7 protein-coding genes are annotated in these 8,402 nt (G+C 69.8%); 5 read left to right on the top strand and 2 right to left on the bottom strand.

Going from position 1 to position 8,402, the window contains the following annotated elements; translation table 11 throughout:
• Positions 1 to 156 precede the first annotated feature (156 nt).
• The 3 genes from OO69_RS47745 to OO69_RS47735 are packed head-to-tail and all read left to right on the top strand — an operon-like array spanning position 157 to position 3,746.
• A complete protein-coding gene (locus tag OO69_RS47745) occupies positions 157 to 1,497 on the top strand; it encodes a M20/M25/M40 family metallo-hydrolase (protein WP_106971250.1) in 1,341 nt (446 codons plus the stop codon).
• Positions 1,494 to 3,020, top strand: a complete 1,527-nt coding sequence (locus tag OO69_RS47740; protein WP_033287322.1) for a YfcC family protein — start codon at positions 1,494 to 1,496, stop codon at positions 3,018 to 3,020. The genes OO69_RS47745 and OO69_RS47740 overlap by 4 nt, the downstream gene beginning before the upstream one ends.
• A 33-nt stretch (positions 3,021 to 3,053) precedes the next feature.
• A complete protein-coding gene (locus OO69_RS47735; RefSeq protein WP_033287321.1) occupies positions 3,054 to 3,746 on the top strand; it encodes a uracil-DNA glycosylase in 693 nt (230 codons plus the stop codon).
• A gap of 149 nt (positions 3,747 to 3,895) precedes the next feature.
• Here OO69_RS47735 and OO69_RS47730 read toward each other — a convergent pair whose 3' ends face one another.
• Both OO69_RS47730 and OO69_RS47725 read right to left on the bottom strand, forming a co-directional pair.
• Complete coding sequence (locus OO69_RS47730; protein ID WP_033287320.1) at positions 3,896 to 5,362, bottom strand: LamG domain-containing protein; 1,467 nt, start codon at positions 5,360 to 5,362, stop codon at positions 3,896 to 3,898.
• 15 nt (positions 5,363 to 5,377) lie between these two features.
• Entirely contained in the window at positions 5,378 to 6,046 is a 669-nt protein-coding gene (locus tag OO69_RS47725) for a GntR family transcriptional regulator (protein WP_033287319.1), read from the bottom strand.
• A 169-nt stretch (positions 6,047 to 6,215) separates the two neighbouring features.
• Here OO69_RS47725 and OO69_RS47720 point away from each other — a divergent pair, with 169 nt between their 5' ends.
• Entirely contained in the window at positions 6,216 to 7,688 is a 1,473-nt protein-coding gene (locus tag OO69_RS47720) for an NCS1 family nucleobase:cation symporter-1 (RefSeq protein WP_033287318.1), read from the top strand.
• Between the two features lie 5 nt (positions 7,689 to 7,693).
• A partial coding sequence (locus tag OO69_RS47715; protein ID WP_033287324.1) for an aspartate/glutamate racemase family protein occupies positions 7,694 to 8,402 on the top strand: 709 nt, incomplete at its 3' end.

The raw sequence follows: 8,402 nt of genomic DNA, 5'->3' as shown, positions 1-8,402 counted from the left end.
CTAGTCTCGTGGGCTCGGAGATGTGTATAAGAGACAGCCCCGGATGCACCCCCACCCCGTACCGCAGAGGCTGTTTCCCGAGGTCGTAGCGGGCGTAGCCGGGGTAGAGACGAGGGGTCGGGCGTGGAGGACAGGGCAGCGAAGGTCGACGCGTTGATGGGCGGGCTCCGGGCCGACCTCGTGCGGCTGGCCGCGATTCCCTCCCTGGTGTTTCCGGGGTTTCCGGGCGAGTCGGTAGGGGAGGCGCATGACCTGCTCGTCGAGTTGTTGCGCGGGGCCGGGGTCGAGCGCATCGAGCGGATCGAACTGCCCGACACCGCGCCGGTGATCTTCGCGGAGATTCCGCCGCCGGACCCCGACGCCCCGACCGTCCTCCTCTACTCGCACTACGACGTCCAGCCGCCCGGGGACGAGGAGTTGTGGCACTCGCCGCCCTTCCAGCCGACCGCCGTGGAGGGCGGGTTGCGGGCGCGCGGTGTCGCGGACGACAAGTCGAACGTGATCGCGCATCTCGGGATGCTGCGGGCGTACGAGGGGCGGCCGCCGGTCGGCGTGAAGATCGTGTTCGAGGGACAGGAGGAGTACGGCAGCCCCTTCGACACCTACCCGCCGACCGACGCCGAGCGCTTCGCCTGCGATGCCATGGTCATCGCCGATCTCGGCAATCTCCGCCCCGGCACCCCGACCCTGACCACCGGACTACGCGGGGCGGCCGAGGTGGTCGTAGAGGTTCGGACTCTCCAAGAGCCGCGTCACAGTGGGGAGTTCGGTGGTGCTGTTCCCGATGCGCTGCTTGTGTTGGTCAAGGCTCTGGCCACGTTGCACGACGTGCACGGCGATGTGGCCGTGGAGGGGTTGCGGCGGGAGGAGTGGGGCGGGGCGACGTACACGGAGGAGGAGTTCCGCGAGTTGGCGGGCGTGTGCGACGGGGTTCCGCTCATCGGTGGCGGGAGTCTCGGGGAGCGGCTCTGGAGCGGGCCGGCGATCACCGTCGTCGGGCTGGACGCGCCGAGCGTCGATCACGCGGCCTCGGCGGTCGTGCCGTACGCGCGGGCCAAGCTCAACCTTCGGTTTCATCCGCGACAGGACCCGCGTGAGGCGCGGGCGCGGCTTGTCGATCACCTCAACTCTCTTACGCCCTATGGTGTTTCGCTCACCGTCACCCCGGGTGACACCGGCCCCGGTTACGAGGCCGCGACCGGCGGGCCCGCCTACCGTGCCGCTCTCGCCGCGCTGGAGGAAGCCTGGGGCGCCGAGCCGTCGTATGTCGCGACCGGGGGTTCGATCCCGCTGGTCAACGGGCTCGCGCGGGCCGCGCCCGACGCCGAGGTGCTGCTCTTCGGCGCGCAGGACAGCATGTGCAATCTGCACGCGCCCAACGAGCGGGTGTTGTTCTCGGAGTTGCGGAACACGGTCGTCGCGATGTGCGCGTTCGTCGAGCGATACGCGGCCGACTTCCGGGGCCGGAGCCAGGGTGGGACGGCGGAGGCCGTATGAGTGAGACCGACAGTCCGCAGACCGCCCAACAGCCGTCGCACAAGCCGAAGTTCACCTTCCCCAGTGCGCTGACCGTTCTCGCGATCGTCACCGTCGCCGTGTGGCTGCTCGCGTTCCTCGTCCCGTCCGGGCAGTACGACCGCAACGGCTCCGGCGCCCCGATCCAGGGCACCTACCACCGCGTCGACTCCGGCCAGAGTTTCGTCGACCGCCTCAACGACCTGTTCCTCGCGCCCGTCAACGGCCTCTACGGCGTCCAGGACGAGAAGACCGGCCAGGTCGGCCCGGATCTGGCCGGTGAACTGTACGGCAGCGCGGGCGTGTTCCTGTTCGTGCTCGCCATCGGGGCGTTCATCACCGTGGTGTTCGCGACCGGCGCCCTCGACCGGGGCATCGGCCGGCTCGCCCATCGGCTGCGCGACCGGGGCGCGTTGCTCATCGCCGGGATCATGGTCGTCTTCTCGGTCCTCGGCACGGTCGAGGGCTTCGCCGAGGAGACCCTCGGTTTCTACGGCCTGATCGTGCCGCTGATGCTGGCACTCGGCTACGACCGGATGGTCGCCGTCGGCACCATCATCCTCGGCGCCGGGATCGGCGTGCTCTGCTCGACCGTGAACCCCTTCGCGACCGGCGTCGCCTCCTCCGCCGCCGACATCTCGCTCGGCGACGGCATCGTGCTGCGGTTCGTGATGTGGGTGGTGCTGACGGCGGTGACGGTGGCGTACGTCGTCCGGTACGCGCGCCGTGTGCGGCGCAACCCCGAGCGGTCGATCACCGGGTTCCTGCCCGGCGACCGGGACCAGGACGCCGCCTCGGAGGCCGAGGAACCCGAACTGACCGGGCTGCACAAGGCAGTTCTGGTCACCATGGGCCTCGTCTTCGCCTTCATGATCTTCTCGGTGGTGCCGTGGGCGAGCGCGCTCACCGGTGACGCGGACGCGAAACCGTACGGCTTCGAACTCGGCTGGTCCTTCCCGCAGTTGGCGGCGCTCTTCCTGTGCGCGGCCGTGCTGATCGGGCTGGTGGCGCGGCTGGGGGAGCAGAGGCTCAGCTCGATGATCATCCAGGGCGCCGCCGACTTCATCTCGCCGGCGCTGGTGATCGTGCTGGCGCGCGGGGTCACCGTCATCATGAACAACTCGAAGATCACGGACACGGTCCTGCACTCCATCGAGGGCATCGTGAAGGGCACCTCCTCCGGTGTCTTCGCGATCATCGTCTTCGTCGTGAACCTGCCGCTCGCCTTCCTGATCCCGTCCACCTCCGGCCACGCGACCCTCGCCATGCCGATCCTCGCCCCGCTCGCCGACTTCGCCGGGGTCTCCCGCGCGGTCGTCGTCACCGCCTGGCAGGCAGCCAGCGGGTGGATGAACCTCTGGGTGCCGACGACCGCCGTCACCATCGGCGGGGTGGCGCTGGCGAAGGTCGGCTACGACAAGTACCTGAGGTTCGTATGGCCGTTGCTGGCGCTGCTGTTCCTGATGATCTGCGGGTTCGTGGCGTTCGGCGCGGTCCTCACCTGAACCGGCACGGAGAGGGACGCATACCGTGGCGGTATGAACCTGTCCGACCTCGACCACCGGATCACCGGCTGCCGGGCCTGCCCCCGCCTGGTCGCCTGGCGCGAGGAGGTCGCCCGCACCAAACGCGCCGCCTTCGCCGACTGGACGTACTGGGGCCGCCCGGTACCCGGCTTCGGCCCCGCCGACGCGTCACTCCTGATCATCGGCCTCGCCCCGGCCGCGCACGGTGCCAACCGCACCGGCCGCATGTTCACCGGCGACCGTTCCGGTGACGTCCTGTACGAGGCCCTCCACGACATCGGCCTCGCCTCGCAGCCGACCGCCGTGAGCGCCGACGACGGCCTGGAGCTGTACGGCGTCCGCATCACCTCACCGGTGCGCTGCGCCCCGCCCGCCAACAAGCCCACCCCCGAGGAGCGCGACACCTGCCGTCCCTGGCTCGTCGACGAACTCACCCTGCTGCGGCCGACGTTGAAGGCAGTGGTCGTCCTCGGCGCCTTCGGCTGGCAGGCGGCGCTGCCCGCGTTCGCGGCGGCGGGCTGGCAAGTCCCGCGCCCGCGGCCCGCGTTCGGGCACGGCGCCCGGGTCTCCCTCGACGGCCTCGACCTCTTCGGCTGCTTCCACGTCAGCCAGCGCAACACCTTCACCGGCAAACTCACCCCCGCGATGCTGCGGGACGTCCTCCGCACGGCGGCCGGGGCGGCGGGGCTGCCGACGGCTCCGTAGGGAAGTGGCGGTCGCCGGAGTCGTAACGCCTCGGATCCGGCGGCGAGTTGGTGATCGTCGGCGAAGCCGAGCGCAGCGCGAGCGCGCCCGGTGTCGCGGAGGCGCTGGTGGCGGCGACGGACAAGTACGCCCGCCGGTGGCCCAGTTGGTCAGCCGACCCGCGCCGCCGCCACCGGTCGGGCCGTCACGTCGTAAGTCCCGGTGCTCTTCGATGAGTTGACGCTCCATCGGTACCGCGAGAACTCACCCGTGGTGTCGGAGGCGTAGAACATCATGTGGCCGATGCCGACGCCCTGGAGGTTCTCGCCGGGGACGTTGCTGACCATCCGGGTGTCGGGGTACTTGGGGTAGTTGGTCAGGGCGTAGACGCCGTGCGGGTCGGAGGTGCAGTCGATGATCTCGACGGCGTACTGCGTCTCGCCGGTGAAGTCGGCGGTGCCGCTGAAGACGCCCTTGACCTCGCGGACCATGACGATGTGGCCGGTGTTGTCGGGGTCGCTGCCCTTGTAGTCGACGGCGATGATGTCGCCCGGCTGGAGGTCGGCGACCTTGCGGACGCGCTGGAAGCGGGGGCCGGCGGTGCCGTTCAGGAAGGCGGCGCAGTAGTCGGCGGCCTCCGGGACCTTCTCCTGGAAGTGCTGGAGGAAGTAGTCGTCCGACGCCCAGCCGTAGGTGTGCTTCAGGACGCCGGTGACGAAGGACGCGCAGCGGGCGCGGGCCACCCAGCTCGCCGGGTCGTCGGGCGTGCCCCAGGTGAGGGTGGCGGGCGAGCCCGACTGGTAGACGTTGTTCTCGCGGGCCGTACGACCGCTGACCAGGGCGATCTCGTCGGCGGTCAGGGCGCGGGCGTACGCCCGTACGTCGTCGATGGCGCCCTTGAAGCGGTTGACGGGCGCGCTGTCGAAGCGGGCCCGGCCGATGGAGAAGCCGCCGGGCGCGGCCCAGGACAGGGTGGTCGCGGCGCTGCCCTGCGGCTGCCCGTCGACGTACAGCCGGATCTGTGTGCCGTCCCAGACTCCGGTCAGATGGGTCCAGATGCCGAGACCGGCCGGTGAGGTGGCGAGGGCGGACACCTTGGCCGTCTGGTCCTCGCTGCGGACCTTGAAGGCCCAGGTGGAGACGGTGTTGTCGTACTGGAGGAGGAAGCGGCTGGTCGTCGCGCCGTCCTGGCTCACCGCCGTGTACATGGTCGCCGGGTCGGCGTCGCTCGCCAGGCGCACCCATGCCGAGACGGTGAAGGGGGCCGTCGTGTCCAGGACGGAGTCCGTGGCGGCGTACGCGCCGGACGTCCCGTCGAGGCTCAGCTCGCCGCCCGCGCGCAGCGCCGACCAGGTCGCGCCGGAGCCGGAGCCGAGCGTCACGGGGTGCTCGTGGCCGGAACGGTCCGTACCCGAACCGTCCAGCGGCCAGTGCCCCGCCAGCCCGTCCACCAGATATCCGGCGGCCAACAGCCGCTGATAGCCCACCAGTTGCTCGGCCTGCGCCAGATGCGGTGTGCCGACCGGCGTGAACGGGGTGTCCAGCGCCACGTCCGCCACGGCCACCCCCGCGCCGGTCATCGTCCCGACCCCCACGAAGGCGGCGGCTCCGCCCAACAGGCCACGTCTGCTGACCATGTCCACTTCCCTTGCCTACGGCTGCGCGTCGTCCCCGAACAGATGCCGGACCGTGGAACGGTAGTTGGTCCGTACGTGGGCCAGTGCGTGCGCGCGGGCGCGGTCCGGGTCGCCGGATGCGATCGCCTCGTACAACTCGCGGTGCTCCACGAGGAGTTGGGGCCACTCCTCGTTCCGCCGGGTCATCCAGCGCAGGCGGCCGGCGACCGGTTCCAGGGCGGCGGTCAGCAGCGTGTTGCCCGCTATCGCCACGATGCTGTCGTGCAGGCGGCTGTTGATGTCCGTGATCAGCTCGGCGTCGCCCGCCTCGGTCGCGGCGGCCGCACGGTCGAGGAGTTCCTCCACCTCGGCCAGTTCCTCCGGTGTCGCGCGGGACGCGGCGAGCCCGGCCGCGTAGACCTCCAGGGCCTCGCGCAGTTCGAAGAGTTCCTGCACGTCGTTCGGGGTGAGACGGCGTACGACCGTGCGGCGCGGGGTCTCGAAGTGGACGAACCCCTCGGCGACCAGCGCGCGGATCGCCTCGCGGACCGGCACCCGGGAGACGCCGAAGCGTTCGGCGAGCTCGCGTTCGACCAGGCGGTCACCAGGGCGGAGGCGACCGGCGATGACGTCCTGCCGCAGGGTGGCCAGGACGCGCTCGCGCACCGCTCCGAGGGGTTCGATCTTCTCTGACGTGGAGCTCATGGGGTTATCTTCGCCGACTCCGGGGGTGTTTTACGGAGCGTTAACAACGGAGACATCGGTCGGAACGGTTGACGGGAGGACTATGACGGCAGTTTGGTATACCAAACGACACCGGAAGCCGTCCTGCCCAGCTCTCCCATCGCTCCCGTCCCCTCGCCCTGGAGGCCCCGTGTCCCTCGCCGACAGTGCCGAAGCCACCGGCACGCCAACGTTCGTCCCCGACCCCCGGCTCACCAACGAAGACCTCGCCCCCGCCGACAAGCGGAACTGGAAGGTCTTCGACCTCTTCGCCATGTGGATGTCCGACGTCCACAACCTCGGCAACTACACGTTCGCCGCAGGCCTGTTGGTCCTCGGCATGAACGTCTGGCAGGTCTTCACGTCCCTGCTCGTCGGCTTCGTGCTCATCTACGTCGGCATGAACTGGATGGGGAAGATCGGGCAGGCGCACGGCGTCCCGTTCCCGGTCGTCAGCCGCATCAGCTTCGGCGTGTGGGGCGCGAACATCCCCGCCCTCATCCGGGCCGTGATCGCCATCATGTGGTACGGCATCCAGACCTACCTCGCGTCCGTCGCCGTCAACGTGATGCTGCTGGCCGCCTGGCCGGGCCTGGAGTCCTGGACTCACCACTCCTTCCTGGGACTTGACGCGCTCGGCTGGGTCTCCTTCGTGTCGCTGTGGCTGATCCAGGCGGTGATCATCAGTCAGGGCATGGAATCCGTAAGGAAGTTCCAGGACTTCTGCGGTCCCGCGATCTGGCTGGTGATGATCGCGCTGGCCATCTGGGTGCTGGCGAAGGCCGGTTGGTCGATCTCCCTCACCTCGACCCCGCACCCGGTCTCGTTCGGCGAGCAGTGGCGGCAGTGGTTCGGCGCGATCGGGCTGATCCTCGCGACGTACGGCACGCTGATGCTCAACTTCTGCGACTTCTCCCGCTTCGCGCCGGACTACAAGACCGTCCGCCGCGGCAACTTCTGGGGCCTGCCCATCAACTCCACGGCGTTCGTGGTCGTTTCGGTGATCGTGACGGCCGGTTCGCTGGAGGTCTGGGGCCAAGCCATCACGGATCCGGCCGAGTTGGTCGCCAAGGTGGGCAACACCTGGGTGATGGTGCTGGGCGCGTTCACGTTCGCCGTCGCCACCATGGGCGTCAACATCGTCGCCAACTTCGTCTCACCGGCGTACGACCTGGCCAACGTATGGCCGCAGAAGATCACCTTCAAGATCGGCGGCATGATCAGCACGGTCGCCGCGTTGGTCGTCACCCCGTGGAACCTCTTCTCCAACCCCACGGTCGTCAACTACTTCCTCGGTGGCCTCGGCGCCTTCCTGGGCCCGCTGTTCGGCGTGATCATGGTCGACTACTACTGGGTGAAGCGCGGCCGGGTCGATGTGCAGGCGTTGTTCGACGCGACCCCCGGCTCCCGCTACTACTACCGCGGCGGCGTGAACCCCAAGGCGCTCGCGGCGTTCCTGCCCGCGGCGGCGGTCGCGGGCGTACTCGCCCTGGTGAAGACGTTCAGCGACGTGGCCCCGTACTCGTGGTTCATCGGTACGGCGCTGGGCGCGGGCCTGTACGTGCTGGTCTGCCGCGCCGATCGAGCCGCGGCCGAGCCCGCTCCCGAACCGGTGGAGGTCTGAGCGGAGTGCGCATCGTCGTCACCAACTGCAACACCACGCAGGAGATGACCGAGGAGATCGTACGAGGTGCCCGGGCCGCCGCAGGCCCGGGCACCACCGTGACCGGGCTCACCCCGGAGTGGGGCCCCGAGTCGGCGGAGGGCTGGCTGGACAGTTATCTGTCGGCGGCGGCCGTCATGGACCTCCTCCGTACGTACGAAGGCCCCGCCTACGACGCCGTCGTCATGGCCGGCTTCGGGGAGCACGGGCGGGAAGGCGTGCGGGAGTTGGTGGACGTACCGGTCGTCGACATCACCGAGGCGGCCGCCCATCTGGCCTGTCTGCTGGGTCGGCGCTACGGCGTCGTCACCACGCTGGAGCGGTCCTGCGGGCAGATCGAGGACAGCCTGGAGTTGGCGGGGGTGGGCCGGAACTGTGCGGCGGTGGTGGGGACGGGGTTGAGCGTCCTCGACCTCGGTGGCGACGAGGCCCGTACGGAGGCGGCGTTCCTCGCGGCGGCGGAGCGGGTGTGTGCGGCGGGGGCGGAGGTGTTGGTGCTGGGGTGTGCCGGGATGACGGGGTTGCAGCGGGTGGTGGGGGAGAAGTTGGGGTTGCCCGTCGTGGACGGGGTGGGGGCGGGGGTGAAGCTGGCGGAGTCGTTGGTGGGGTTGGGACTTCGGACGAGCAGGGTGGGGAGTTTCGCGAGGCCGGTGGTTAAGGGGAGGGGGTGGGGGC

The organism is Streptomyces sp. NRRL F-525, from assembly GCF_000716605.1.
In the GTDB taxonomy this organism is placed as follows: domain Bacteria; phylum Actinomycetota; class Actinomycetes; order Streptomycetales; family Streptomycetaceae; genus Streptomyces.
The sequence above is the reverse complement of the archived record's forward strand: the minus strand, read 5'-3'. Positions and strand labels throughout refer to the sequence as shown.

Excerpts from the sequence above, each read along its gene's own strand:
- OO69_RS47725 (WP_033287319.1), bottom strand. The coding sequence starts at position 6,046 with ATGAGCTCCACGTCAGAGAAGATCGAACCCCTCGGAGCGGTGCGCGAG.
- OO69_RS47740 (WP_033287322.1), top strand. The coding sequence starts at position 1,494 with ATGAGTGAGACCGACAGTCCGCAGACCGCCCAACAGCCGTCGCACAAG.
- OO69_RS47735 (WP_033287321.1), top strand. The coding sequence starts at position 3,054 with ATGAACCTGTCCGACCTCGACCACCGGATCACCGGCTGCCGGGCCTGC.
- OO69_RS47745 (WP_106971250.1), top strand. The coding sequence starts at position 157 with ATGGGCGGGCTCCGGGCCGACCTCGTGCGGCTGGCCGCGATTCCCTCC.
- OO69_RS47730 (WP_033287320.1), bottom strand. The coding sequence starts at position 5,362 with ATGGTCAGCAGACGTGGCCTGTTGGGCGGAGCCGCCGCCTTCGTGGGG.